Raw genomic sequence first — 26,627 nt, forward strand, 5'->3', positions numbered from 1 at the left:
CGCGGCCGCATCGCTGCGGCCGCGCTAACTCACATTCAGGCAGAGACTTCGAGATTGACCGGGCGCGTAAACGTGTTGGCGACGGGCGACCACTTCTTGACGTGGGTGATCAGCGCATCGATCTCGGCCTGTGCGATGCCTTCGCATTCCATATCGACCTTGATGCGCACATCGGTGAAACCGACCGGCTTCTCGCTGATGTCGCCGGTGCCCCAGACGGCAGTGATGTTGAGATCGCCTTCGAGCTGCAGTTCGAGTTTGTTGACGGTCCAACCACGATGCACGGCATTTGCGTGCAGACCGACGGCGATGCAGGAGCCAAGCGCCGCCAATGACGCCTCTGACGGATTCGGCGCAGTGTCGTCGCCGAGCAGCGCCGGCGGCTCATCGACGATGTAAGGCGGCAGGTTGCGGATGTAGTTGGCGTGGCGGAACTTGCCCTCGGCCACCGTTTTGCACTTCAGCGTCTTGATGACATTGGGATTGGCTTTGCCGTTGGCGATCAGCTGTTCGAGTCCGCCTTTGTCGATCGGCGCGAGGCAGCCGGTCAGGGCGGTTTTGGCGGCAACAGCAGTCATTGGGTTTCTCCCTTGGAAGAATGGATAGATACAGAACGTTCTGTAGCTTTGCAGAAACCGTGCCAGCGTCGGTCGATGCGAAAATCAACGCGGGATCAGCGAGTTACGCAATTGACGCGAAATGGGGCAGACGCTGAACTGCCGCTTAGCGCGGCAAATACGTATCTACCCGCTCGAATATTGGTCAGGAACCGATGATCGCTTGCGCCGCGCGCGCGCCATGACATATGACAGGGCATGACTGATGCGATGCCGCAGGCTGTCGAGAGCAATGTTCCGCAGGTGACGCCGCGTGAGCGGCTGATGGACGCGGCGACAAGGCTGTTCTGCAAGAATGGCATCAATGCCACCGGCATAGACGCCATCGTCAGCGAGGCCGGTACGGCCAAAACCACCCTCTACAAAAACTTCAAATCCAAGGACGACCTGGTCGACGCCGTGCTCAGGGCGGAGAGCGAGACCTGGCGCGGCTGGTTCATTGCCGCCGTGGAACGCGCCAGAACTCCGCGTGAAAAACTGGATTCGATTTTCCCCGCGCTGAAGGGCTGGTTTGCCGAAGAGACCTATTATGGCTGTGTTTTCATCAATGCAGTCGGCGAGCACGCCAAGGACGAGACCCGGCTGCGCGACATCACGATCCGGCACAAATCATTCATTCTCAAGCACATCTCCGGACTGGCCGAGGCCGCCGGCGCCAAGAAGCCGGACTTTCTCGCGCACCAGATCGGCCTCTTGATGGACGGCGCCATCGTCGCCGCCATGGTGACCCGCGATCCGACCGTGGCAGACGCCGCCGGCATGGCCGCCAATGCCCTGCTCGACGAGGCTTGCGGGCCGCCCAAAATCCGCCGCACCCGGCGCGCCGGACTGCAAGGAGGCGCTGCCGCTTTGGCTAAGGAAGACCTCAGTGTCGTCGACTGAAATCAGCGGACAAAATCTCGCGCACAAAGAATTGACGAAATATTCAGTTCTTCGTGCTTTTCAGGGCGCACATTCGGATTAAATAGGGTAGAAGCTCGCTCGACTTTAGGATGGTCCGGCAACCGGATCAGCCCTCGCTAAAATTTCCGCGCGATACCAAATCAGGACGCCATCATGTCTCGCCAGGACGCGAACGCCGCCTTTGCACTCTCTTCATTTCTGCAAGGCGCAAACGCCACTTACATCGACGAACTCTATGCCCGTTACGAAAAGGACCCCTCCTCAGTTGACGCCGAGTGGCAGGAGTTCTTCAAGAGCCTGAAGGACTCGCCCGCCGACGTTCAAAAGAACGCCGAAGGCCCGTCCTGGGAGCAGGCCAACTGGCCGCTGACGCCCAAGGACGACCTAACCTCCGCCATGGACGGCAACTGGGCCGAGGTCGAGAAGGTGATGGGCGCCAAGCTCGCCGCCAAGACCGCCCAGCCCGGTGCAGCCGCCCCGACCGGCGACATCAATCAGGCGACCCGCGATTCGGTACGCGCCTTGATGCTGATCCGCGCCTTCCGCATGCGCGGCCATTTCCACGCCAATCTCGATCCGCTGGGCATCGAAGGCCAGAAGGATCACGAGGAGCTCGATCCGCGCTCCTACGGCTTCACCGATGCCGACTACGACCGCAAGATCTTCCTCGATAACGTCATCGGCCTCGAATACGGCACGCTGCGCGAGATCGTTGCGATCCTGCAGCGCACCTACTGCCAGACCCTCGGCGTCGAGTTCATGCACATTTCCAACCGCGCGCAGAAGGCGTGGATCCAGGAACGTATCGAAGGCCCGGACAAGGAAATCAGCTTCACGCCGGAAGGCCGCCGCGCCATCCTCCAGAAGCTGGTCGAAGCCGACGGCTTCGAGAAGTTTTGCGACGTCAAGTTCACCGGTACCAAGCGCTTCGGCCTCGACGGCGGCGAATCACTGATCCCGGCGCTGGAACAGATCATCAAGCGCGGCGGCAGCCTCGGTGTCCGTGACATCGTCGTCGGCATGCCACATCGCGGTCGCCTCAATGTGTTGACCCAGGTGATGGGCAAGCCGCACCGCGCGCTGTTCCATGAATTCAAGGGCGGCTCGGCCAATCCGGACGAGGTCGAAGGCTCGGGTGACGTCAAGTATCACCTCGGCGCCTCGTCGGATCGCGAGTTCGATAACAACAACATTCATCTGTCGCTGACGGCGAACCCGTCGCATCTTGAAATCGTCGATCCCGTGGTGCTCGGAAAGGTCCGCGCCAAGCAGGACCAGAATGGTGATCCGCCGGACCAGCGTATTTCCGTGCTGCCGCTGCTGATGCATGGCGATGCGGCCTTCGCAGGTCAGGGTGTGGTTGCTGAATGCTTCGCGCTGTCGGACCTGAAGGGTTATCGCACCGGCGGTTCGATCCACTTCATCGTCAACAACCAGATCGGCTTCACCACCTATCCGCGCTACTCCCGTTCGTCGCCCTATCCGTCCGATGTCGCGAAGATGATCGATGCTCCGATCTTCCATGTGAACGGTGACGATCCGGAAGCGGTGGTATTCGCCGCCAAGATCGCGATCGAGTTCCGGCAGAAGTTCCACAAGCCTGTCGTCATCGACATGTTCTGCTATCGCCGCCACGGCCATAACGAAGGCGACGAGCCGGCGTTCACCCAGCCGGTGATGTACAAGAAGATCGGCGCGCATCAGTCGACGCTGGATATCTACGCCAAGCGCATCATCGCCGATGGCGTGATGACCGAGGGCGAAGTCGATAAGGCGAAGGCCGACTGGCGCGCCCGTCTCGATGCCGAACTCGAAGCCGGCGCCGGCTACAAGCCGAACAAGGCTGACTGGCTCGACGGCAAGTGGGCCGGCTTCAAATATGCCGACCAGGAGGAAGATCCCCGTCGCGGCGTGACCGGCGTCGACGTCAAGACGCTGAAAGAGATCGGCGCCAAGATCACCAAGGTGCCCGATGGTTTCCGCGTTCATCGCACGGTGCAACGTTTCCTCGATACCCGCGCCAAGGCGATCGATAGTGGCGAAGGCATCGACTGGGCGACGGGCGAGGCGCTGGCATTCTGTACCCTGATGGAAGAAGGCCACCATGTCCGGCTGTCCGGCCAGGACTCGGAGCGCGGCACCTTCTCGCAGCGCCATTCGGTGCTGTTCGACCAGGAAGACGAAAGCCGCTACACGCCGTTCAACCACCTCAAGCCCGACCAGGGTCACTACGAGGTCATCAACTCGCTGCTGTCCGAAGAAGCCGTGCTCGGATTCGAATACGGCTACTCGCTGGCCGAGCCGAAGGCGCTGACCATCTGGGAAGCGCAGTTCGGCGACTTCGCCAACGGCGCACAGGTGCTGTTCGACCAGTTCATCTCCTCGGGTGAACGCAAGTGGCTGCGTATGTCGGGCCTCGTCTGCCTGCTGCCGCATGGCTATGAAGGCCAGGGCCCGGAGCATTCCTCCGCACGCCTTGAGCGTTTCCTCCAGATGTGCGCCGAAGACAACATGCAGGTGGTCTATCCGACTACTCCGGCCAACTACTTCCACATGCTGCGTCGTCAGTTGAAGCGTGAGATTCGCAAGCCGCTGATCGTCATGACGCCGAAGTCGCTGCTGCGCCACAAGCGTGCGGTGTCGAAGCTGAGCGAACTCGGTGCCGACACATCGTTCCATCGCGTGTTGTTCGACGATGCGGAGAAGCTGCCGGACGAGAAGATCAAGCTCACCGCCGACAACAAGATCCGTCGCGTCGTTCTGTGCTCCGGCAAGGTCTATTACGACCTCTACGAGGAGCGCGAGAAGCGCGGCATCGACGATGTCTACCTGATGCGCATCGAGCAGCTCTATCCGGTGCCGCTGAAGACGCTGGTGCAGGAGCTGACCCGCTTCAAGGGTGCGGAATTCGTCTGGTGTCAGGAAGAGCCGCGCAACATGGGCGGTTGGCACTTCATCGAGCCGTATCTCGAATGGGTGCTCAACCAGATCAACGCCACCCACAAGCGTCCGCGTTACGCCGGCCGCGCCGCATCTGCGGCGACCGCCACCGGCCTGATGTCCAAGCATCTCGCCCAGCTCAAGGCCTTCCTCGACGAAGCGCTCGGCTAAGCCTCCATTCTGTTGGCGAATGCCCCGCACCCGCGGGGCATTCGCATATCCCCATTGATTTTAAGTTCAGGCAGGGATGACCGAGCGGGTCGCCACGCCACAAGAGGAAATAGACAATGACTGAAATTCGCGTTCCCACGCTCGGCGAATCCGTGACGGAAGCCACCATCGGCCGCTGGTTCAAGAAGGCTGGCGATGCCGTCGCCGTTGACGAGCCGTTGGTCGAACTCGAGACCGACAAGGTCACGATCGAAGTGCCCGCGCCGTCCGCTGGCGTACTCGGCGAAATCGTTGCCAAGGATGGCGAGACCGTCGCTGTCGGCGCACTGCTCGGCCAGATCACCGATGGCGCCGGTGGCGCCAAACCGGCTGCTGCTCCTGCGAAGCCCGCTGCCCCGACTCCGGCCGCTGCACCTGCCGCTGCTGCGCCTGCTCCCGCTCAGAAGTCCGCACCCGTCGATGCGCCACTGGCGCCGTCGGTCCGCAAGATCTCGGCAGAGAGCGGCATCGATGCCGCCACCGTCCCCGGCTCGGGCAAGGATGGCCGCGTGACCAAGGGCGACATGCTCGCTGCGATCGAAAAGGCTGCGTCGGCACCGACGCCGATCAATCAGTCTGCCGCCGCCGTGCAGGTACGTGCGCCGTCACCCGCTGACGATGCTGCCCGCGAAGAGCGCGTGAAAATGACGCGCCTGCGTCAGACCATCGCGCGCCGCCTCAAGGACGTGCAGAACACCGCCGCGATGCTGACGACTTTCAACGAGGTCGACATGACCAACGTGATGGCGCTGCGCTCGCAGTACAAGGATGTGTTCGAGAAGAAGCACGGCACCAAGCTCGGCTTCATGGGCTTCTTCACCAAGGCCTGCGTGCAGGCGTTGAAGGATATTCCGGCCGTGAACGCCGAGATCGATGGCTCCGACCTGATCTACAAGAACTACTATCACGTCGGCGTCGCCGTCGGCACCGACAAGGGCCTCGTGGTCCCCGTGGTGCGCGATTGCGATACCAAGTCGATCTCCGACATCGAAAAGACCATTGCAGATTTCGGCAAGCGCGCCCGTGACGGTCAACTCAAGATCGACGAAATGCAAGGTGGCACCTTCACCATCACCAATGGCGGCATCTACGGCTCGCTGATGTCGACGCCGATCCTGAACGCACCGCAGTCGGCCATCCTCGGCATGCACAAGATCCAGGAACGTCCGGTCGTGGTCGGCGGCAAGATCGAGATCCGCCCGATGATGTATCTGGCGGTGTCCTACGATCACCGCGTGATCGACGGCAAGGAAGCCGTGACCTTCCTCGTCCGCGTCAAGGAAAGCCTGGAAGATCCAGCCCGTCTCGTTCTGGATCTCTAACCCGAGGTCGCCATGGCGTTCGGACCGACCCCTCCGCCAATTCAGGCCCACCTTTGCGTCAAGGGTGGGCTTGAGGCCATTGCCTTCTATGAGAAGGCGCTTGGCGCGAAGTGTTCGTTCCACGCAATGGCCGACGACGGCAAGCGGGTCATGCACGCCAATCTCGAAATGTTCGGCAGCGAAGTTATGCTGCATGACGAATTTCCCGAGTTTGGTGGCCACATCCTGTCGCCGCAGACCCGCGGCGGCGCTGGCATGACGATCAATATCAATCTGCCCAAGCCTGAAGATGTCGACGCCGCGATCGCCCGCGCGGAAACATCGGGAGCAGAAGTCGTGATGGCGCCTCAGGATGTTTTTTGGGGTGCCCGCTACGGTACCATTCGCGATCCATTCGGACACATCTGGTCCTTCAACGCCGCACTCACCGGGAGCGACGCATGAGCGACAACGTCATCATCATTACCGGCGGAAGCCGCGGCATCGGTCGTTCCACCGCGCTGCTGGCGGCCTCACGTGGCTTCAAGGTCGTGGTCGGCTATGCCAGCAACGAAGCGGCCGCGAATGAGGTTGTTTCAAAGATCGAAGCGACCAACGGCAAGGCCATCGCGGTGAAATGCGATGTCGGCTCCGAGGCTGACATTCTTGCGCTGTTCAAGGCAGCGGACGCCTTTGGTCCTCTCGGCGCCCTGGTCAACAATGCCGGCATTGTCGGCCCTTCCATCCGCGTCGATCAGATGACTGCCGAACGCATCGCCAACATGATGACGGTGAATGTCACCGGAAGCATTCTCTGCGCCCGCGAAGCCGTGAAGCGGATGTCGACCAAGCATGGCGGCAAGGGTGGCGTCATCGTCAATCTGTCATCGGTAGCCGCCAAACTGGGTGCGCCGAACACTTATGTCGACTATGCCGCGTCGAAAGGCGCGATCGATTCCTTCACCATCGGATTGGGATACGAAGTCGCAGCCGAAGGGATTCGCGTTGCCGGCATTCGGCCCGGTCTGATCGATACTGATATCCACGCATCAGGCGGCGAGCCGGATCGCGCGCATCGTCTGTCCGTCAACGTCCCGATGAAGCGCGTCGGTACTGCGGATGAAGTTGCCAATGCCATCGTCTGGTTGCTCTCGGACGAGGCTTCTTACGTTACATCCACCATTCTCGACGTGTCCGGTGGCCGCTGAGGCCCTGACGCCCCATATCATCTGAAGACAATACAGGACTGCATCATGGCTTCTTACGACCTCGTTGTTATCGGCACCGGACCCGGTGGTTATGTCTGCGCGATTCGCGCGGCCCAGCTCGGCATGAAGGTCGCCGTCGTCGAGAAGAACAGCACGCTGGGCGGTACGTGCCTGAACATCGGCTGCATGCCCTCGAAGGCTTTGCTCTATTCGTCGGAGCTTTTTGAGGAAGCCGGCCACTCCTTCGCCAAGATGGGCATCAAGGTGTCCGCCCCGACGCTCGATCTTCCCGCGCTGATGAACTTCAAGCAGCAGGGCATCGACGGCAACGTCAAGGGTGTCGAGTTCCTGATGAAGAAGAACAAGATCGATGTCGTGATGGGCACCGGCCGTGTGCTCGGCACAGGCAAGGTCGAAGTCACCGGCGCTGACGGCAAGGCCCAGACGCTGGAGACAAAGAACATTGTCATCGCTACCGGCTCTGACGTCGCGAAGCTGAAGGGCATCGAGATCGATGAGAAGCGCATCGTGTCGTCGACCGGCGCGCTGTCGCTCGACAAGGTGCCGGAAAAGATGATCGTCGTCGGCGCCGGCGTGATCGGCCTCGAACTCGGCTCGGTGTGGCGCCGCCTCGGCGCCGAAGTCACCGTGGTGGAATTCCTCGACCGCATCCTGCCCGGCATGGATGGCGAAGTCGCCAAGCAGTTCCAGCGCATGCTCGAGAAGCAGGGCATGACCTTCAAGCTCGGTGCCAAGGTCACCGGTGTCGATACGTCGGGCAAGAAGCTGAAGGCACAGATCGAGCCAGCCGCGGGCGGCGCTGCCGAGTCCATCGAAGCCGACGTGATTCTCGTGGCGATCGGCCGCGTGGCTTACACCGAAGCGCTTGGCCTCAAGGAAGCCGGTGTCGAGCTCGACGAGCGCGGCCGCGTCAAGATCGACCATCACTTCTCAAGCAATGTGAAGGGCGTCTACGCTATCGGCGACGTCGTCGCGGGCCCGATGCTGGCGCACAAGGCGGAAGACGAAGGCGTTGCCTGCGCCGAGATTCTTGCAGGCCAAGCCGGTCATGTGAACTATGACGTGATCCCGGGCGTGGTCTACACCACGCCGGAAGTCGCCGCCGTCGGCAAGACCGAGGAAGAGCTCAAGGCTGCCGGTATCGCTTACAATGTCGGCAAGTTCCCCTTCACGGCCAATGGCCGCTCCAAGGTCAACCAGACCACCGATGGTTTCGTGAAGATTCTCGCAGATGCGAAGACCGATCGCGTGCTCGGCGTGCATATGATCGGCCGCGAAGTCGGCGAAATGATCCACGAGGCCTGCGTGCTGATGGAATTCGGCGGTTCCGCCGAAGATCTGGCCCGCACCTGCCATGCCCATCCGACCCGCTCCGAGGCGGTGAAGGAAGCAGCATTTGCAGTAGCCAAGCGCGCTATCCATATGTGAGTCACGGCCGGCACGACGCCGGCTGGGAGACGAACACCATGATGCGACGCGTGCTGCAGCCGCTATGGTTCTTCCTCGCTTTGATCTTCCTGATCGAAGCGTGGCTGTGGGATCATCTCGAACCGGTCGTCGCGCGCATCGTTGCAGCGATACCGCTGCGCGCATTCAAGGAATGGCTGGCCGCGCGAATCGCGCGACTGTCGCCGATGTTGACGCTGGTCGTGTTTGTTATTCCGGCGATCCTGCTATTTCCATTGAAATTGGCCGGCGCCTGGCTGCTCATGCATCAGTATTGGATCAGCGCTTTCGCGCTCATCGTGTTCAGCAAGTTTCTCGGCGTCGGCGTCGCTGCGTTCATCTTCGATGTGACACGGCCGAAGCTGTTGCAGATGAACTGGTTTCGGAAGCTCTACGAATTCGTTCTCGACATCCGCCGCCGGGCCGGCGAATTGGTCGCGCCTGTGACTGCAAGAATCAAGGCGACGATGGCGATGTTCCGCTCCAATTCATCGTCGCGTTGGATGCGGCTGGTACAGCGGCTGCGTCATCGGGCGCATTCGGCGCGGTAGATCGAACGGGAGAGCAACTTGGCTGAACTGGCACGCATCCAAACTCCCCTTCTCGATATTGCTTATGAACATAGCGGACCGGATGGTGGCTTGCCCGTTCTGCTGATGCATGGTTTTCCCTATGACATCAGAGGCTATGACGACGCGGTCGACATCATCAACGCCGCTGGCTTCCGCACCATCGTGCCCTATCTACGTGGCTATGGGCCAACGCGGTTTCTTTCCAGCGCGACCATCCGCTCGGGGCAACAGACTGCGCTCGGACAGGATCTGCTGGAGCTGATGGACGCGCTGCGTATCGGCAAGGCCCTGGTTGCCGGCTATGACTGGGGCGGCCGCGCGGCCTGCGTCGTCTCTGCGCTATGGCCCGAACGCGTGCACGGCCTCGTCAGTTGCACCGGCTACAACATCCAGGACCTGACGAATGCGGCGCGACCATCCGCTCCCGAGCAGGAAGCGCGACAGTGGTATCAGTATTATTTCCATACCGAACGTGGCCGCAACGGCCTGATCCAGAACCGCGACGCACTAGCCAAACTGCTCTGGAAGATGTGGTCGCCCAGCTGGGCATTCGATGATGCCACATTCGAGCGCTCGGCGTCGGCCTTCGACAACGATGACTTCGTCGATGTGGTCGTGCACTCTTATATGCACCGTACCGGCAGCGTCGCCGGCGATCCGAATTATGCTTTTCTGGAGACCCAGCTTGCGGCGCAGCCGAAGATCGATGTCCCGACTATCGTTCTGCACGGCGCTGACGATGGCATTGGACCCGTAAAGAATTCCGAGAATCACGGCCAGTATTTTACGGGCCCTTACGAGCGCCGCGTCATCGCGGGCGTTGGCCACAATGTACCGCAGGAAGCGCCCAAGGCGTTTGCCGAAGCGGTCCTGCAGCTATGCCGGACCGCTTCGGCTTAAGTCATTACATGAGATGAACCGCATGCGGCGCGAACAGGCCGATCGCGGTAAAGGCGACGCCGGCAATCGCCAGTGCACCTGATACCCAGGCCAGCGCGATCATGCCGGTGATGATCGTGGCCGATGCCAGCACGATGCCGATCTGGAATGCGGCGGAGGCCACTTCATAGTGATGATAACGCGCCATTGCGAGGTCGCGCGCATGCTCGGCTTCCTTGGCACGGGCAGCGAGCTGTTCGGAGCCTTCGCCGGTCTCCGGCTCGGAGCGATAACGATCCGCGGTCTTCTTCCAGTCGTCGATCTGCTTGGACAGTGCGGCCTTGGCGGCATCGTCACCCATCAGGCCGAGGCTGAGCCTGGCCTGATCTGACGTCGCCTGAACGACGGTGCGGCGGATGCTTTTGGCCTGGAAGAACGCCCAGAGGTTGGATGCCTCGACGTTCTTGCTGATGGATTCGGTTTGCGCACCCTTGCCGAGGGTTTCCGAGAACGCCAGAAACAGCGCGATCACGGCAATCAGCAGTGCAATATTCTTGTTCGAGCCGGACGCATGCTCGGCATGCTCCGCGTGCTCCATACTTTCGTGCGCACCCATCGTAATCCCCTCCGGTTGGTCGATGTGTCGATTTGACCGAACCGTGGCGACTTCGCAAGGGGCAGCTCATGACACTTCTACTACAGCTGGGGTTTGCCCGGCCCTACGCTCGCGGGTGTGCGGTCTTGTAGACCTCGAACAGCCGCTCGGTGTCGATGCCGGTATAGATCTGTGTGGTCGACAGCGAGGCATGACCGAGCAATTCCTGGATCGCGCGCAGGTCACCACCGCGGGTCAGCAGATGGGTGGCAAAGGAATGGCGCAGCGCGTGCGGCGTGGCGCTGTCGGGCAGGCCGAGCGCGCCGCGCATCCGCTCCATGGTCAACTGGATGATCCGAGGGCTAAGCGGCCCGCCGCGCGCGCCGACGAACATCGGGCCATCGGCAGGGAGCGGATGCGGACACTGCGCGGCGTAGTCGGCGATGAGCTCCAGCACATTATGCAGCACCGGCACCATACGGGTCTTGTTACCCTTGCCGTTGACGATCAGCACATCGCCCGCGCCGGCTGCCGGCACGTCGCGGCGCTTCAGACCAAGTGCTTCGGAGATACGCAAGCCGGACCCGTAGAGCAGCGCCATCACCGCGGCATCGCGCGCCCAGATCCACGGATCGCGATTTTCGCCCGCGCGCTCATCCGCATCGGCCAGGCGTTTGGCCGAGACCATCTGCAACGGCTTCGGCAGGCTCTTGCCGATTTTGGGCGCGCGTATCGCTGACAGCGCACCGACGTTGCCTTTGCCTTCACGCTCCAGAAATCGCCCGAACGACCGCAGACCAGCCAGCGCCCGCATCAGCGAGCGGCCGCCGATGTCGTCGCTACGCCGTGCCGCCATGAAGGCACGGACATCGCTGGTTTCCAGTTTGGCGAAACGCGGCAGCGAGACGAGCGCGCCCCAGTGTTCGGCGAGAAATGTCAGAAACTGCCGGACGTCCCGCGCATAAGCCTCCAGCGTCTTCGGCGACAGCCGTCGCTCGGCACGCAAATGCGACAGCCAGCGCGTCATTTGCAGCGAGACATCAGCATCGGCGCAAATGAGATCGATAGGTGCGGGTGCGTTTGGTTTTTTGTCGGAAAGCTTGGCCATCGGAATGCCTTGCGGTTCGCCATGCGCGAACGGGCGGAGATTATCACACCCTGCTCGTTTCACTTTGGTGAACCGCCGGCATCGTCAATCCGGGAACCGCTTCAGGGGCTCCGCGACACCGGCCGGGAGGCCTGTTCGCGCTGCATTCATGGCCATGGCCAGGAAGGTGTAATAGCCATTGATCCCGAGCAGATCGATAACACCCTGCTCGCCGAATTTGGCGACGGCCTTGTTCCAGGTCGGATCACTCACGCGTTTGGTGCGCTGGATCTCGATCGACATGTCGTAGGCGGCCTCTTCGTCCTCGGCCATGCCAACAGGACGCCGGCCATCGGCAATCGCATCGGCGATGTCGTTGCGCAAGCCGGCCTTGATCGCGATGTCATGATGCGCAACCCACTCATATTGCTGGGTCCATTCGCGTGCGGTGATCAGGATGATCATTTCGCTGAGCCGCGGCGCCAGTGCGCTCTTGAACCTGAGATGATCGCCCATCGCCTTGGCGCGCAGCATGACTTCCGGGCTGCGAATCAGCGGCACGAAGGGGCCACGGACCTCGTAGCCCCGGCCGCCGGCGAACTCCTCGGCAGCTTTCTTCTGCGCTTCGGTGTATTTGTCGGCCGGGATCGGCGGCATCCGGTCCTGTGCCCGTGCGGGGATGGCGGTAACTGACAGCACGAGAAGTGAGGCTAGAGTCCCGGCGAGCTTGTGGCGCATGATGTTTCTCCCTGCGGGTTCTTGTTCTCGTTTCATTGTCGTGGCGGCCGATCGGTCATAAGACCGGCCATCCGGCGGACACTGGTCCGGACCGCACCGCGAGCTTAGGTTAGCGGATACCCCAATTCGAGTCTGATTCCGCCGATGGACGAAGCTGCGCGCACCAAAACATCGTCTGGCGTCGTTGACGTGCTGGTGCCGGTCGCGCTGAACCAGGCTTATTCCTATCGCGTGCCCCGTGGCCTCGACCTGCAGCCCGGCGATGTCGTCAGCGTACCGCTCGGCGCCCGCGAGGTGATCGGCGTGGTCTGGGCAGAAAATGCCAATCCCGACCCCCGCCTGCACAATCGCCTGAAAGAGGTTGGCGAGAAATTCAATGTCCCCCCGCTGAAGCAGGAATTGCGCAGCCTGGTCGACTGGGTGGCGAATTACACTTTGTCCGCGCGCGGCATGGTCATGAAGATGACTCTGCGGATGGGCGAGCACCTCGGCCCGGAGCGGGTGCGCATGGGCGTCCGCCTGGTCGGCGAAGTGCCCAAGCGCATGACCTCGGCACGCGCACGGCTGATCGAGATCCTGTCGGACGGCCTGCTGCACGCGAAGTCTGAGGCAGCCAAGGAGGCCGGCGTCAGCGCAGGCGTAATCGACGGCCTCGTCGATGAAGGCACGCTTGCTATTGAAGCCATGCCCCGCGCGCTACCGCCGCCAGCGCCTGATCCCACCTTCGCCGAACCGGACTTTTCAAACGATCAGGCCGTCGCGGCCGAGGCGATGCGGACCTTCGCCGCCAAGGGGGATTTTCACGCCGCTTTGCTCGACGGCGTCACCGGCTCCGGCAAGACCGAGGTCTATTTCGAGGCGGTTGCCGAGGTGATCAGGCGCGGCGAACAGGTGCTGATCCTGATGCCCGAAATTGCGCTGACGGGGCAATTCCTGGAGCGCTTCTCAAAACGCTTCGGCGTGCGGCCGCTGGAGTGGCATTCCGAACTGACACCGCGCACCCGCGCGCGCAACTGGGCGTCGATCGCCAATGGCGAGGCCCATGTCATCGTCGGTGCGCGTTCGGCGCTGTTTCTGCCTTACGCGAAACTCGGCCTGATCATCGTCGATGAGGAACATGACCAAGCCTACAAGCAGGACGAAGGCGCGCATTACCACGCCCGCGACATGGCAGTGGTGCGGGCGTCGATCGCCAAAATTCCCATCGTGCTGGCCTCGGCGACACCGTCGGTCGAGTCCGAGGTCAACGCGCGCAAGGGACGCTATCAGCGCATCGCGTTGCCCTCACGCTTCGGCGGTCAGCACATGCCGCATATCGAGGCCATCGACCTGCGCCGCGAAGGGCCGATGCGCGGCCGCTTCATTGCGCCGCGCCTCGCCGAAAAGATCCAGATCGCCATCGAGCGCAAGGAACAGGCGCTGCTGTTCCTCAATCGCCGCGGCTATGCGCCGCTGACGCTGTGCCGCGGCTGCGGACACCGGTTTGCCTGCACGATCTGCGATGCGTGGTTGGTCGATCATCGCTTTCGGCAGCGGTTGGTGTGCCACCACTGCGGTTTCTCGATGCATCGCCCGCATCAATGCCCGCATTGCCAGGCCGAAGAATCGCTGGTCGCCGTTGGCCCGGGCGTCGAGCGCTTGCAGGAGGAAGCGGCGAGCCTGTTCCCGGACGCGCGCACCATGGTGCTGTCGAGCGATCTTATTACGTCGATCGATGCGATGCGCACGGAGCTGGCCGAGATCGCAGAGGGCCGTGTCGATGTCATCATCGGCACGCAACTCGTGGCCAAGGGCCATAACTTCCCGCGGCTCAATCTGGTTGGCGTCATCGACGCCGATCTGGGCCTCGGCAATGGCGATCCGCGCGCCGCGGAACGCACCTATCAGATGCTCAATCAGGTCATCGGCCGCGCCGGACGTGAACAGGGCCGCGGCGTCGGCTATCTGCAGACCCATCAGCCGGAACATCCGGTGATGAAGGCGCTGATCGCAAACGACCGCGAAGCGTTTTACGCCAGCGAGATCGAGGCCCGCGAGCGCGCGGGCTATCCACCCTTCGGACGGCTGGCGAGCCTGATCATCTCAGGCGGGGACCGGCCAACCACGGAGGGCTATGCGCGCAAGCTCGCCGCCGTAGCACCGATCGACGAGCGCATCATGGTGCTCGGCCCCGCCGAAGCACCGCTCGCCGTGATCAAAGGTCGCTATCGCTTCCGACTGCTGGTGAAGTCGGCGCGCAATGTCGACCTGTCGCACTATCTCCGCGACTGGCTCGCGCATGGGCCAAAGACGACCGGCAATCTCAAGCTCGAAGTGGATGTCGATCCGCAAAGCTTTCTGTAAGCAACGCCCGTGTGACAGATCAAAGAAAAGCCTGCTGTCATTACTGACAACAGGCTTTTACTGAACGCGAACACAACGCAACGCTTACTAAACTTGAGAGATCAGTATCGTAGCGCGTCTCTGCGCTTACATGACTTCCGCAACGACACGGCCGACACCACGGCCGGTCAGACCGATCGCGCTCGCTGCGCCCTTGGACAGGTCGAGTACGCGGCCACGGATGAACGGTCCGCGATCGTTGACGGTGACAACAACGCTGCGACCGCCATGGGTCACGCGCAGCTTGGTGCCGAACGGCAGCGAACGATGCGCGGCAGTCATCGCATTCTGATTGAAGCGCTGACCCGACGCAGTGCGGCTGCCCGACTCATTGCCGTAATAGGACGCAACACCCGAGAAGCTACGGCCGCCGGTGGTCGGCGCGATCGACGCATTGGCATCGAACAGCGACGGCGAAGCCTTGGCGACGTGATGGTGCTTGTGGTGATGGCGATGGTGCCGGGATTTGGCCGAAGCCTCAGAAACCGTTCCCCCGAGAACAAGAGCGGCAGTCATGACAGCGATTGCCGTACGCGGCCGGGCGATAGCACCCAGCGTCGATTTTCCGTAACGCAGCATAAGTTGTTGTCCCTCAGACAGTATTGCCACAAATGTGGCAAGTGGACCCCCGTCCCAATTTCACTGGCTGAGCGTTTGACGACGTAATGAGGCGTAAAATAGGCAACGCAATCGTTCCATGACCAGATGAAATATCTTGTGATGGAACAGAACATGCCTAATGAGCCGCTTTAATGAATTTTTAACTATTAAATATACTGCATATTACATAACTATACTGAATAGCTAAGTGATCGCCGTGCATGGATAGCATTCGGTAAGTAAATGTTAAGCAGCCCGAAACGGTGACATGAAACGCGTACGCCGCGATTTCAATTGCGGACTTACAGCACTCGACGTTGCGTGATTCAAAAGAATCGGCACCGTGTACCGTCATGCGGAATAAGAAATTCCGCCTCGGAGATGGACGATGAAACACTCCGTCAGTGACCCGATTGGCGCGTCACATCTCCCTGAAATGATTCTTTGCGAGGGCCTGCGACAAGGCATCATCAAACGCTTTCGTCGCGTTGCACCAGCGCGCGGGCTATGTTAGCAAAGCCGCGATTTGAACGGGTCACGACATTTTGTTGTGACCTAAAAATCGAAGTCCCGCTTGAATTCCAAGGACTTGGATCGCTAGGCGCCACATTCAGGCGATAGTTGTTCCCTTGCGAGTTTGACAGCCTGAAGAGCGCAATTCGTGGCAACACAAGATCCGTCGGTTTCGGGAATGTCCGGTCGTTATGCAACGGCTCTGTTTGAGCTGGCGCGTGACGAAAAGTCCGTCGATGCGGTGAAGGCCGATCTCGACAAATTCGCAGCGATGATGGCCGACAGCGCCGACCTGGCGCGACTGGTTCGCAGCCCGGTGTTCTCTGCCGAGATTCAGGGCAAGGCCCTCGCTTCGGTTCTGGAGAAAGCCGGAATTACCGGCATCACCGCCAACTTCCTCAAGGTCCTCACCGCCAACCGCCGCCTGTTCGCCATTGGTGACGTGGCGCGCGGCTTCAATGCGCTGGTCGCCAAGTTTAAGGGCGAAGCTACGGCTGACGTCACCGTCGCCGAGCCGCTCAGTGACAAGAATCTCGACGCTCTCAAGACCGCGCTGAAGTCAGTGACGGGCAAGGACGTCGCGCTCAACGTGAAAGTCGATCCGTCCATCATCGGCGGGCTTGTCGTCAAGCTCGGCAGCCGCATGGTGGACAGCTCGCTTCGCACCAAACTCAACTCGATCAAGCACTCGATGAAAGAGGCAGGCTGATGGACATCCGCGCCGCAGAAATTTCCGCGATCCTCAAAGACCAGATCAAGAATTTCGGCCAGGAAGCTGAAGTTTCCGAAGTTGGACAGGTGTTGTCCGTCGGCGACGGCATTGCCCGCGTCTACGGCCTCGACAATGTTCAGGCTGGTGAAATGGTCGAATTCGAGAACGGCACGCGCGGTATGGCGCTGAACCTCGAAACCGACAACGTCGGCGTCGTTATTTTCGGCGCTGACCGCGAAATTAAGGAAGGCCAGACTGTTAAGCGCACCCGTTCGATCGTGGACGCGCCGGTTGGCAAGGGTCTGCTCGGCCGCGTGGTCGACGCGCTCGGCAATCCGATCGATGGCAAGGGTCCGATCCAGGCCGACAAGCGTATGCGCGTCGACGTCAAGGCACCGGGCATCATTCCGCGCAAGTCGGTCAACGAGCCGATGGCAACCGGCCTGAAGTCGGTCGACGCGCTGATCCCGGTCGGCCGCGGCCAGCGCGAGCTGATCATCGGTGACCGTCAGACCGGCAAGACCGCAATCGCGCTCGACACCATTCTAAACCAGAAGTCGCTGAACGTTGCTGGCGCTCCCGAGAGCCAGAAGCTGTACTGCGTGTACGTCGCCGTTGGTCAAAAGCGTTCGACCGTCGCTCAGTTCGTGAAGGTGCTCGAAGAGCAGGGCGCGATGGAATACTCCGTCGTGGTCGCCGCGACCGCTTCAGATCCGGCTCCGATGCAGTACATCGCGCCATTCACCGGCTGCACGATCGGCGAATTTTTCCGCGACAACGGCATGCACGCCGTCATCATCTATGACGATCTATCGAAGCAGGCCGTTGCTTACCGTCAGATGTCGCTGCTGCTGCGCCGTCCGCCGGGCCGCGAGGCCTATCCGGGCGACGTGTTCTATCTTCACTCGCGTCTGCTCGAACGCGCTGCGAAGCTCAATGATTCCCAGGGCAATGGTTCGCTGACGGCGCTGCCGGTCATCGAAACCCAGGCCAACGACGTGTCCGCCTACATTCCGACCAACGTGATTTCGATCACTGACGGTCAGATCTTCCTTGAAACCGATCTGTTCTTCCAGGGCATCCGTCCTGCCGTGAACGTCGGTCTGTCCGTGTCGCGCGTCGGCTCCGCCGCGCAGACCAAGGCGATGAAGAAAGTCGCCGGCAAGATCAAGGGTGAGCTCGCGCAGTACCGCGAAATGGCGGCCTTTGCGCAGTTCGGCTCGGACCTCGACGCGTCGACCCAGCGCCTGCTGAACCGCGGCGCGCGCCTGACCGAACTCCTGAAGCAGCCGCAGTTCTCGCCGCTGAAGATGGAAGAGCAGGTTTGCGTGATCTGGGCCGGCACCAACGGCTATCTCGACACTCTGCCGATCGCCAAGGTTCGGGGCTTCGAAGACGGTCTTCTGTCGCTGCTGCGTGGCAAGAACGTTGAGATCCTCAACGCGATCCGCGACAGCCGCGATCTCAAGGATGACGTCGCCGCCCAGCTCAAGGCCGTCGTCGAAGGCTTCGCGAAGACCTACGCTGCTTAATACTGTCAATGAATGGCCGGCTCCCGCCGGCCATTCGCGTTGATGTCCGGCACGAGGTCGGGCGTTTCGAACGAGAGGTTCGCGATCGGCCAAACGGCCAGATCGCCGGGGTGGACTGAGAATGGCCTCACTTAAAGACATGCGCGTCCGCATCGCCTCGACCAAGGCGACGCAGAAGATCACCAAGGCGATGCAGATGGTCGCAGCGTCGAAGCTGCGTCGTGCGCAGACCGCTGCCGAAGCTGCACGTCCTTACGCCGAGAAGATGGATACCGTGATCGCCAGCATTGCCGGCGCTACAACGGCAGGCTCCGGCCCGGCGCTGCTCGTCGGCACCGGCAAGGATCAGGTTCATCTGCTGCTGGTCTGCACCGGCGAGCGTGGCCTGTGCGGCGCTTTCAATTCCTCGATCGTCCGTCTGGCGCGCGAACGCGCACTGGCGCTAATGAACCAGGGCAAGACGGTCAAATTCTTCTGCGTTGGCCGCAAGGGCTACGAGCAACTGCGCCGTAACTTCGACAAGCAGATCGTCGGTCATCTCGAACTGCGTTCGGTGCGTCAGCTCGGCTTCGTCAATGCCAACGACATCGCCAAGAAGGTTCTCGAACTCTTCAACACTGGCGAATTCGACGTCTGCACGCTGTTCTATTCCCGCTTCAAGTCGGTGATCGCGCAAATCCCGACCGCCCAGCAGATCATTCCCCTGGTGGTCGAGGCGCCTAAAGCCGATGCCGGCCCAACGCCGAGCTACGACTACGAGCCTGCCGAAGATGAGATCCTCGACGGCCTGCTGCCGCGCAATCTTGCGGTGCAGATCTTCCGCGCTCTGCTGGAGAACAACGCTTCGTTCTACGGCGCGCAGATGAGCTCGATGGACAACGCTACGCGCAACGCCGGCGACATGATCCGCAAGCAGACATTGATCTACAACCGCACCCGCCAGGCGATGATTACGAAGGAGCTGATCGAAATCATCTCCGGCGCCGAGGCGATCTAACAACAACCTTCCGGCCTCATGGGCCGCCGTTCAAGTTTCGGACTTCCGAGTCCTTGAAGTTTATGGAGAAGTTTTCATGGCCGCATCCGCCAACCAGACCGGACGTATCACCCAGGTCATCGGCGCCGTCGTCGACGTGCAGTTCGAAGGCTACCTGCCCGCAATTCTGAACGCGATCGAAACCAAGAACGGTGGCAACCGCCTGGTTCTCGAAGTCGCCCAGCATCTCGGCGAATCGACCGTCCGCACCATCGCGATGGACACCACCGAAGGTCTGGTCCGCGGTCAGGAAGTCACCGACACTGGCTCGCCGATCCAGGTTCCAGTTGGCGTCGGCACCCTTGGCCGTATCATGAACGTGATCGGCGAGCCGATCGATGAAGGCGGTCCGATCGCTTCGGAAGGCAACCGCGCTATCCATCAGGAAGCGCCGATGTATACCGAGCAGTCCACCGAGGCTGAAATTCTCGTAACGGGCATCAAGGTCGTCGATCTGCTTGCGCCTTACGCCAAGGGCGGCAAGATCGGCCTGTTCGGCGGCGCCGGCGTCGGCAAGACGGTTCTCATTCAGGAACTGATCAACAACGTCGCGAAGGCGCACGGCGGCAACTCGGTGTTCGCCGGCGTCGGCGAGCGTACCCGCGAAGGTAACGATCTCTATCACGAGTTCATCGAGTCCAAGGTGAACGCCGATCCGCACAATCCGGATCCGGCCGTGAAGTCGAAGTGCGCTCTCGTGTTCGGCCAGATGAACGAACCTCCGGGCGCCCGCATGCGCGTTGCCCTGTCCGGTCTGACCGTCGCCGAGCACTTCCGCGATCAGGGCCAGGACGTGCTGTTCTTTATCGACAACATCTTCCGCTTCACCCAGGCAGGTTCGGAAGTGTCGGCGCTGCTCGGCCGCATTCCTTCGGCGGTGGGTTATCAGCCAACGCTCGCGACCGACATGGGCGCGCTGCAGGAGCGTATCACCACCACGCATAAGGGTTCGATCACCTCGGTGCAGGCCATCTACGTTCCGGCTGACGACTTGACCGATCCGGCGCCTGCTACCTCGTTCGCCCATTTGGACGCGACGACCGTGCTCAACCGTGCGATTTCGGAAAAGGGCATCTACCCCGCAGTGGATCCGCTCGACTCCACCTCGCGCATGCTGTCCCCGCTGATCGTCGGCCAGGAGCACTACGAGACCGCGCGTATGGTTCAGCAGGTGCTGCAGAAGTACAAGTCGCTGCAGGACATCATCGCCATTCTCGGCATGGACGAACTGTCGGAAGAGGACAAGCTGGCCGTGGCCCGCGCCCGCAAGATCGAGCGCTTCCTGTCGCAGCCGTTCTTCGTTGCTGAAATCTTCACGGGTTCGCCGGGCAAGTTCGTCGAGCTCGCCGACACTATCAAGGGTTTCCGCGCGATCTGCGAAGGCAAGTACGATCATCTGCCGGAAGCCGCCTTCTATATGGTCGGCGCGATCGAAGAAGCCGTCGAGAAGGGCAAGAAGCTGGCTGCTGAAGCGGCATAAAGTTCTTACCCTCCCCCCGCGCGAAGCAAAGCTTCGCTAGGGGGGGGAGGGTCGGCGCATTTGCGCCGGGGTGGGTGTGCCACAAGCGCCTTCGCCCTTGGTTACCCCCCTCCCCAACCCTCCCCCGCAAGGGGGGAGGGAGCAGTCAGCGGATAACGACATGGCCACGTTCCACTTCGATCTCGTCTCACCGGAAAAGCTCGCTTTCACAGGCGAAGTCGAGCAGGTCGATATCCCGGGCGCCGAGGGTGATGTCGGCGTGATGGCCGGCCACGCACCTGTGGTGATTGCATTGCGTCCGGGCATCATGACTGTCACCAACGGTGGCAAGCATGAGAAGATCATTGTGCTCGGCGGCCTTGCCGAAGTCTCGGACAAGGGCTTGACGGTTCTTGCTGACGTCGCGACGTCGATCGCCGAGCTGGACCGCGAAGCTTTCGCCAAGGACATCGCCGAGATGGAAGAGAAGCTGGCCGAGAAGGAAGGCTCCGCTCTGGACCGTGCCATCGAGCGCCTCGACCACTTCAAGGTCATCCAGCAGCACATCACCTCGACGGCGATGCACTAAGCGCTATAGCCCGGGTAGCGCTTCGTTTCGTCAGGGCTTCGCCTCAGACAAATTTCGCAAAACTCTCGGCCACGGCGCGATAGACCTCCCGCCGGAACGGCACCACGAGATCCGCGACGCGATCCAGCCGCTCCCAGCGCCAGGCGTCGAATTCAGCCGGCTGACCGTTGCGCGGCGTCAGCGGATCGACTTCGGCATCATCCCCGGTGAATTTCAGCGCAAACCACTTCTGCCGCTGCCCGCGGAACTGCGCAAAGCGATGGCTGGGGTTCTCGAACGGGATGAAGTCGTAGGTCATCCAGCCGGTCTCGCCGAGATAGTCGGCATGGCTGACGCCAGTCTCTTCCCATAATTCGCGCATCACGGCGACGCGAGGATCTTCGTCGGGATCGATACCACCCTGAGGCATCTGCCATTCCAGGCCCGGCAGGATGATCTCTGGCCCGTCATCCTTGAAACGGCGGCCGATCAGAACTTTGCCGTCGGCATTGAACAGTGCGACGCCCACATTGGGGCGATAGGGCCGGTTGTCCGTCATTCCAGTACTAGCCGTCCGCCAGACCGGCAAATTCCTTCACCACCCGCTCATAGACGGGGCGCTTGAACGGCACGATCAGCTCCGGAAGGTTCTTCATTGGCTCCCAGCGCCAATTGATGAACTCGGCCTTGTGGCCACCAGGTGGATGCGTGACGTTGATTTCCTTGTCATCGCCGGTGAAGCGTACGGCGAACCATTTCTGCCGCTGGCCACGATAGCGACCCTTCCAGGCCCGCCCGGCCACCGTGCGGGGAATGTCATAGATCAACCAGTCTGGCACTTCGCCGAGCTTCTCGACCGATTGGACGCTGGTTTCTTCGTAGAGCTCGCGCTTTGCGGCCTCCCAGGTGTCCTCACCGGGATCGACGCCGCCCTGCGGCATCTGCCAGACATGCATGTCATCGACGTGCTCGATACCGCCGGCACGTCGGCCGATAAAGACGAGCCCTCGCGGGTTGATCAGCATCATTCCGACGCAAGTTCGATAGGGCAGGTCTTCGTAGCGCGCCATTCCGTCAATGCCTCTCGCGTCCGTTCGAGCACTCTTTACGCAGCGATTCGACCTTGCTGAATCGCAGCGATTCGGCCGTGCCGAATTCACCCTAGCCCAAAGACGCTAGCTTGATTTTGATTTCAGCATCGCGGTTGTCAATGGCACCAGCATGACCCCGCGGCTTTCAAGGGTTTTCGCCCAGGCGCTGATACGTTCGATCGAGATCGGCAGCGCCGAAGCGACGCCGACAGCCACACCCCGCTCCTTGGCCAGCCCCTCGAGCCGCGCCAGCGCCTTGTCGATGTCTGCGGAGGTCGGGACCGCGTCGATGGCAACATCGGAGCGTGCGAAGGGCATGCCCTGCCCTTCGGCGGCTGCGGCGGCAACGCTGCGCGGCGTCGAGCCATCGTCGAACAACGCAAGCCCGCGCTTGCTGGCCTCGCGTGCAATCGGCTGCATGGCCGTATCCGTGGCGATGAAGCGCGCGCCCATGAAATTGGCGACGCCGACATAACCCTGGAAGCGGCTCATATGCCACATCATGCGATCGAGGTTCTGCTCGGCCGTAGCCGAGGACAACAGCGTCTGCGGGCCGGGATCGTTGTCGGGATAGTCGAACGGCTCCATCGGCAGCTGCAGCAGCACCTCGTGGCGCTGCGCACGGGCGCGTTCGACCAGCTTGCCGGGCTCCGAGCCATAGGGCGTGAAGCCGAGCGTCACGGCCGGCGGCAGCTTCATGATGGCATCGGTGGTCTTGGCTGCACCGACGCCGAGGCCGCCAATGACGATGGAAATGCTCGGCGTCTTCATCGCCCTGGCGCGCTCGGCCTCGGAACCGGCGGCATAGGCCGTCACGGGCTTCAGCGCGCCGATGGCGATCGGCACCATACCGTGGCGGGATTTCTCTAGCAGTTTCTGATCGATACCCGTCATAATCGGCGGCGGTGAATCAACCGTAGCGCTGTCCGAGCCCTCGCTGGACACCACGACGTCCTTACGAGCGCCACTGGAGCCGTCGATGATGGTGATGGTCTTCTGACCGGGAGCCTCAGGCGCCTTGGCCGTCTCGGGCGTACCGTGCTTGACCTCGACCGGAGGCTTCGCAGCAGCCTTGTCCTCGGTCGCGGCGGGCGCCTTGATCGCGACACGCACAACCGGCTCGCCGCCCATCGGGTTATTGTTGAAGATGGCAACGCCGCCAAAACCGAGCAGCAGCAGGGCAAGGATCGTGGCAAGCGCCTGTGTTCCGGAAAAAGGCAGCCGGAACCGCCGCTTACGCGTCGATTTTTGTCCAAGCGGGGCGCTTAGATCGTCCGCCGACACTGCCATAAATCTCCCGAATCAGCCGACCGGACAATAACACGCCCGGTCGTGGCCACGGCAGCCGGAAGGACATCGGATCCCTTTGGGAGGATTCCAACAAAAAGGGCGACCCGAGGGCCGCCCTTTCCGCAGAATTGATGCGCACTCGCCGATCAGTTCGGCTTGGCGGCCGGCTTGTCGTCTGCTGGCTTGTCCGCAGCAGCAGCGGCTCCCGGCGGCGGCGTGATGATTGCGTTCGACGTCACCTTGATGCCATGGAGCAAATCGGCAGCGGCCTTCAGCGCCTTGTCATTCTTCGCATCCGGCGGCACGTAAGACTGCGAACCGGTCTTCTCGTCACCATCGTTCTTCAGATGGCCACGGAGCGAAGCCTCGCCCTTGATGTCGCGGGACTTCAACTCGTCCGGCACGTCCTGCACGATCTCGATGTCCGGGACGATGCCCTTGGCCTGGATCGACTTGCCCGACGGCGTGAAGTAACGCGCCGTGGTCAGACGCAGCGCACCGTTGCCAGAGCCCAGCGGGATGATGGTCTGCACCGAGCCCTTGCCGAACGAGCGCGTACCGATCGTGGTCGCACGCTTGTGATCCTGCAGCGCGCCAGCGACGATTTCCGATGCCGAAGCCGAACCGCCATTGATCAGCACGACCACCGGCTTGCCCTTAGTCAGATCGCCAGCATGCGCCGTGCGGCGCTGGGTTTCTTCAGCGTTACGACCGCGGGTCGAGACGATCTCGCCACGCTCGAGGAACGCGTCGGAAACGGTGACGGCTTCTTCAAGCAGACCGCCGGGATTGTTGCGGAGGTCGATGATGTAACCCTTGACCTTGTCAGCACCGATCGCCGCGGTCTGAGCCGCGATCTCGCGCTTCAGGCCTTCGGTGGTCTGCTCGTTGAAGGTCGTGATGCGGATGTAAGCGATATCGTCGCTTTCAACGCGAGCACGCACCGAGCGAACACGGATGTTGTCGCGCACGAGAGTGACGTCGAGCGGATTGTCCTGACCTTTGCGGATGATCTTCAGCTTGATCTTGGTGTTGACCGGGCCACGCATCTTCTCGACGGCCTGGTTCAGGGTGAGACCCTGCACGGCTTCCTCGTCGAGGCTGGTGATGATGTCGTTGGCCATGATACCGGCCTTCGATGCCGGGGTATCGTCGATCGGTGACACCACCTTGATCAGGCCGTCTTCCATGGTGACTTCGATGCCGAGACCGCCGAACTCACCGCGGGTCTGCACCTGCATGTCGCGGAAGCTCTTGGCGTCCATGTAGCTGGAATGCGGATCGAGACCGGTGAGCATGCCGGAGATCGCCGACTCGACCAGTTTGCTGTCGTCGGGCTTCTCGACGTAGTCGCTGCGGACGCGCTCAAACACGTCGCCGAACAGGTTGAGCTGGCGGTAGGTATCCGAGGTCGCTGCGCGGGCACTGGTGCCCATGAACACGGCGCGTGGCTGAGTCACGAAGAGCGTCAAGGCGGCGCCAGTGGCAGCACTCAGCAGAATTATGGAAGTCTTGCGCATCATCCGCGAACCTTTTCGCCTTCGTTAGCGGCCCACCATGGGCCTGGATCAATGGGAGTCCCGTCTTTCCGGAACTCGATATAAAGCACAGGCTGGCTGGCATTGGCCGCAAGGACGGATGCTACCCGGGATATTGATCCCATGACAGCGATCGGTTCCCCGGTAAGGACGAACTGACCAATGTTCACCGAAATACGCTCCATCCCGGCGATCAAGACATGATACCCGCCCCCAGCGTTGAGGATCAAGAGTTGTCCATAGCTACGGAACGGACCGGAATAAACAACCCAGCCGTCACACGGTGTTGTGACCTGCGCACCCGCCCGTGCGGCCAGTGACATGCCCTTTTCGACGCCACCCACACCGTCGGAACCGCCGAAATTGCGAATTTTAACCCCGTTGACCGGAAGTGCGAGCATGCCCTTTGCCGAAGCAAAGGCGATCGCCGGACTGAGCCTGCCGGGATCCTTGAAGGCGCCGATATTTGGCTTGCCGTTGCTGAGCGCCGCCGGCGTGCCCTGCAGACTGGCTGCGGCCGCCGCCTTCGCCGCCGCCTTGGAGTCCTGCTCCATCTTCGCGATCAGGCCCTGCAGACTGTCGACCTGACGGGACAAGGTCAGCGCACGCGCGGCTTCCGCTTCCATGTCCTTTTCCGCAGCCGACTGCTGCTTCTGGCGCTCCTCGGTAAAGGACGCGAGGCGTGTCTGTTCTTCCTTCAGCTTGTCGCGATCGCCGGCAAGCTGATCGCGCTCCGTCGAGATCGCCTTGCGCAAATTCACGAGTTCGCTGAGGTCAGCCACCAGCTGCTCGGCGCGCGCGCGCATCTCGGGCACAACGGAGCCGAGCAGCATCGCGGTGCGCAGCGACTTCAGCGCATCTTCGGGACGTACCAGCAAAGCCGGCGGCGCACGGCGGCCGGCGCGCTGCAAAGCGGACAATACTTCGACGATTTCGCCGCGGCGCGATTCCAGCGTACCGCGGATCTTCTGCTCGCGCGCATCCAGCGGCCGCAGACGTACTTCGGCATCGTCGATCCGGGTTTCGACGTTGCGGACGCGGGCGGCAATATCGATGAGCTGCTGACTGAGCTTGCCGCGATCCTGTCCGATCGCCGCGATATCGGCTTTCAATTTCGCCTGCAGCTCCGCAGCGCTCTTCTGCTGCGCGCGGACCACTTCAAGCTCCTGCTCGCGCTGGCGAATGATATCGGGCGACGGCGCATTCGCTTGCTGGATCGGCGCAGCGGTTTGCGCACGGACTGACGTCGTCATCAAACCTGCAAGAGTCGCTGATACCAGCATCATGGATAACGACGATGCGTTCGACATCCCGCGGCGAACGGCGTCGTGTTCAGATGGAATGGACCGCGGTGACAGCATCGTGGTTTCGACAGCGCCTTCTTTCAAA

The 26,627-nt window shown here is 61.6% G+C and carries 24 protein-coding genes; 14 read left to right on the forward strand and 10 right to left on the reverse strand.

All coding sequences use genetic code 11. The annotated features are described in order from the left end of the window. Positions 1 to 35 precede the first annotated feature (35 nt). On the reverse strand, positions 36 to 578 hold the full coding sequence (locus tag AB7828_RS20720) for an OsmC family protein (protein WP_184512455.1): 543 nt from the start codon (positions 576 to 578) through the stop codon (positions 36 to 38). A gap of 237 nt (positions 579 to 815) precedes the next feature. Between AB7828_RS20720 and AB7828_RS20725 the strand changes: the two genes are divergently transcribed. The 8 genes from AB7828_RS20725 to AB7828_RS20760 all read left to right on the forward strand — a co-directional run bounded on the left by AB7828_RS20725 (position 816) and on the right by AB7828_RS20760 (position 10,118). Further along, positions 816 to 1,499, forward strand: a complete 684-nt coding sequence (locus AB7828_RS20725; protein WP_309941723.1) for a TetR/AcrR family transcriptional regulator — start codon at positions 816 to 818, stop codon at positions 1,497 to 1,499. A gap of 174 nt (positions 1,500 to 1,673) precedes the next feature. Beyond that, a complete protein-coding gene (locus AB7828_RS20730) occupies positions 1,674 to 4,631 on the forward strand; it encodes a 2-oxoglutarate dehydrogenase E1 component (protein WP_441231047.1) in 2,958 nt (985 codons plus the stop codon). A 116-nt stretch (positions 4,632 to 4,747) separates the two neighbouring features. After that, positions 4,748 to 5,992 carry a 2-oxoglutarate dehydrogenase complex dihydrolipoyllysine-residue succinyltransferase gene (gene odhB / locus AB7828_RS20735; RefSeq protein WP_441231048.1) on the forward strand — a complete coding sequence of 415 codons (1,245 nt, stop codon included), beginning with the start codon at positions 4,748 to 4,750 and terminating at the stop codon, positions 5,990 to 5,992. 12 nt (positions 5,993 to 6,004) lie between these two features. Beyond that, positions 6,005 to 6,436, forward strand: a complete 432-nt coding sequence (locus tag AB7828_RS20740; protein WP_441231049.1) for a VOC family protein — start codon at positions 6,005 to 6,007, stop codon at positions 6,434 to 6,436. Beyond that, positions 6,433 to 7,179, forward strand: a complete 747-nt coding sequence (locus AB7828_RS20745) for an SDR family oxidoreductase (RefSeq protein WP_441231050.1) — start codon at positions 6,433 to 6,435, stop codon at positions 7,177 to 7,179. Before AB7828_RS20740 ends, AB7828_RS20745 begins: the two co-directional genes overlap by 4 nt. A 45-nt stretch (positions 7,180 to 7,224) precedes the next feature. Continuing rightward, positions 7,225 to 8,628 (forward strand): dihydrolipoyl dehydrogenase, encoded by a 1,404-nt coding sequence (gene lpdA, locus AB7828_RS20750; RefSeq protein WP_439065382.1) that lies wholly within the window; start codon positions 7,225 to 7,227, stop codon positions 8,626 to 8,628. A gap of 38 nt (positions 8,629 to 8,666) precedes the next feature. Continuing rightward, positions 8,667 to 9,197 (forward strand): hypothetical protein, encoded by a 531-nt coding sequence (locus AB7828_RS20755; protein ID WP_068730456.1) that lies wholly within the window; start codon positions 8,667 to 8,669, stop codon positions 9,195 to 9,197. A gap of 27 nt (positions 9,198 to 9,224) precedes the next feature. After that, positions 9,225 to 10,118: an alpha/beta fold hydrolase gene (locus AB7828_RS20760; protein WP_441232288.1), complete on the forward strand. Its 894-nt coding sequence runs from the start codon at positions 9,225 to 9,227 to the stop codon at positions 10,116 to 10,118. Between the two features lie 4 nt (positions 10,119 to 10,122). On the opposite strand, the gene AB7828_RS20765 is transcribed toward AB7828_RS20760, so the two are convergent. From AB7828_RS20765 to AB7828_RS20775, 3 genes are all read right to left on the reverse strand, one after another. Beyond that, positions 10,123 to 10,713, reverse strand: coding sequence for a DUF4337 domain-containing protein (locus tag AB7828_RS20765; RefSeq protein WP_068730131.1), 591 nt, complete (start codon positions 10,711 to 10,713; stop codon positions 10,123 to 10,125). 103 nt (positions 10,714 to 10,816) lie between these two features. After that, positions 10,817 to 11,800, reverse strand: a complete 984-nt coding sequence (locus AB7828_RS20770) for a tyrosine recombinase XerC (protein WP_120287628.1) — start codon at positions 11,798 to 11,800, stop codon at positions 10,817 to 10,819. Positions 11,801 to 11,884: 84 nt separating this feature from the next. Further along, positions 11,885 to 12,517: a carboxymuconolactone decarboxylase family protein gene (locus AB7828_RS20775; protein ID WP_439060180.1), complete on the reverse strand. Its 633-nt coding sequence runs from the start codon at positions 12,515 to 12,517 to the stop codon at positions 11,885 to 11,887. A 144-nt stretch (positions 12,518 to 12,661) separates the two neighbouring features. Between AB7828_RS20775 and AB7828_RS20780 the strand changes: the two genes are divergently transcribed. After that, positions 12,662 to 14,860 carry a primosomal protein N' gene (locus tag AB7828_RS20780; protein ID WP_439060181.1) on the forward strand — a complete coding sequence of 733 codons (2,199 nt, stop codon included), beginning with the start codon at positions 12,662 to 12,664 and terminating at the stop codon, positions 14,858 to 14,860. Between the two features lie 126 nt (positions 14,861 to 14,986). Here AB7828_RS20780 and AB7828_RS20785 read toward each other — a convergent pair whose 3' ends face one another. Continuing rightward, a complete protein-coding gene (locus tag AB7828_RS20785; RefSeq protein WP_175369293.1) occupies positions 14,987 to 15,478 on the reverse strand; it encodes a septal ring lytic transglycosylase RlpA family protein in 492 nt (163 codons plus the stop codon). A 682-nt stretch (positions 15,479 to 16,160) separates the two neighbouring features. Here AB7828_RS20785 and AB7828_RS20790 point away from each other — a divergent pair. The 5 genes from AB7828_RS20790 (at position 16,161) to AB7828_RS20810 (ending at position 21,340) form a co-directional block, all read left to right on the forward strand. After that, positions 16,161 to 16,721 carry a F0F1 ATP synthase subunit delta gene (locus tag AB7828_RS20790; RefSeq protein ID WP_441231051.1) on the forward strand — a complete coding sequence of 187 codons (561 nt, stop codon included), beginning with the start codon at positions 16,161 to 16,163 and terminating at the stop codon, positions 16,719 to 16,721. Continuing rightward, positions 16,721 to 18,256: a F0F1 ATP synthase subunit alpha gene (atpA, locus tag AB7828_RS20795; protein ID WP_068730144.1), complete on the forward strand. Its 1,536-nt coding sequence runs from the start codon at positions 16,721 to 16,723 to the stop codon at positions 18,254 to 18,256. The genes AB7828_RS20790 and atpA overlap by 1 nt, the downstream gene beginning before the upstream one ends. A gap of 121 nt (positions 18,257 to 18,377) precedes the next feature. Then, on the forward strand, positions 18,378 to 19,253 hold the full coding sequence (locus tag AB7828_RS20800; protein WP_068730146.1) for a F0F1 ATP synthase subunit gamma: 876 nt from the start codon (positions 18,378 to 18,380) through the stop codon (positions 19,251 to 19,253). A gap of 76 nt (positions 19,254 to 19,329) precedes the next feature. Then, positions 19,330 to 20,772 carry a F0F1 ATP synthase subunit beta gene (gene atpD, locus AB7828_RS20805; RefSeq protein WP_089263243.1) on the forward strand — a complete coding sequence of 481 codons (1,443 nt, stop codon included), beginning with the start codon at positions 19,330 to 19,332 and terminating at the stop codon, positions 20,770 to 20,772. Between the two features lie 160 nt (positions 20,773 to 20,932). Then, entirely contained in the window at positions 20,933 to 21,340 is a 408-nt protein-coding gene (locus AB7828_RS20810) for a F0F1 ATP synthase subunit epsilon (protein ID WP_093757757.1), read from the forward strand. Between the two features lie 43 nt (positions 21,341 to 21,383). Here the strand turns inward: AB7828_RS20810 and AB7828_RS20815 are convergent, their stop codons facing one another. The 5 genes from AB7828_RS20815 to AB7828_RS20835 all read right to left on the reverse strand — a co-directional run bounded on the left by AB7828_RS20815 (position 21,384) and on the right by AB7828_RS20835 (position 26,491). Next, a complete protein-coding gene (locus tag AB7828_RS20815) occupies positions 21,384 to 21,878 on the reverse strand; it encodes an RNA pyrophosphohydrolase (RefSeq protein ID WP_439074186.1) in 495 nt (164 codons plus the stop codon). A 7-nt stretch (positions 21,879 to 21,885) separates the two neighbouring features. Next, complete coding sequence (locus AB7828_RS20820) at positions 21,886 to 22,389, reverse strand: RNA pyrophosphohydrolase (RefSeq protein ID WP_089263237.1); 504 nt, start codon at positions 22,387 to 22,389, stop codon at positions 21,886 to 21,888. 105 nt (positions 22,390 to 22,494) lie between these two features. Next, the gene (locus tag AB7828_RS20825) at positions 22,495 to 23,700 is read right to left on the reverse strand and encodes a divergent polysaccharide deacetylase family protein (protein WP_441231052.1); all 1,206 of its coding nucleotides are present in this window, start codon (positions 23,698 to 23,700) and stop codon (positions 22,495 to 22,497) included. Positions 23,701 to 23,846: 146 nt separating this feature from the next. After that, entirely contained in the window at positions 23,847 to 25,223 is a 1,377-nt protein-coding gene (locus tag AB7828_RS20830; protein ID WP_089263233.1) for a S41 family peptidase, read from the reverse strand. Beyond that, on the reverse strand, positions 25,220 to 26,491 hold the full coding sequence (locus AB7828_RS20835; protein ID WP_441231053.1) for a murein hydrolase activator EnvC family protein: 1,272 nt from the start codon (positions 26,489 to 26,491) through the stop codon (positions 25,220 to 25,222). Before AB7828_RS20835 ends, AB7828_RS20830 begins: the two co-directional genes overlap by 4 nt. Positions 26,492 to 26,627: the final 136 nt, after the last annotated feature.

The sequence above is a fragment of the Tardiphaga sp. 215_C5_N2_1 genome (assembly GCF_052076055.1).
Lineage (GTDB): Bacteria > Pseudomonadota > Alphaproteobacteria > Rhizobiales > Xanthobacteraceae > Tardiphaga > Tardiphaga robiniae.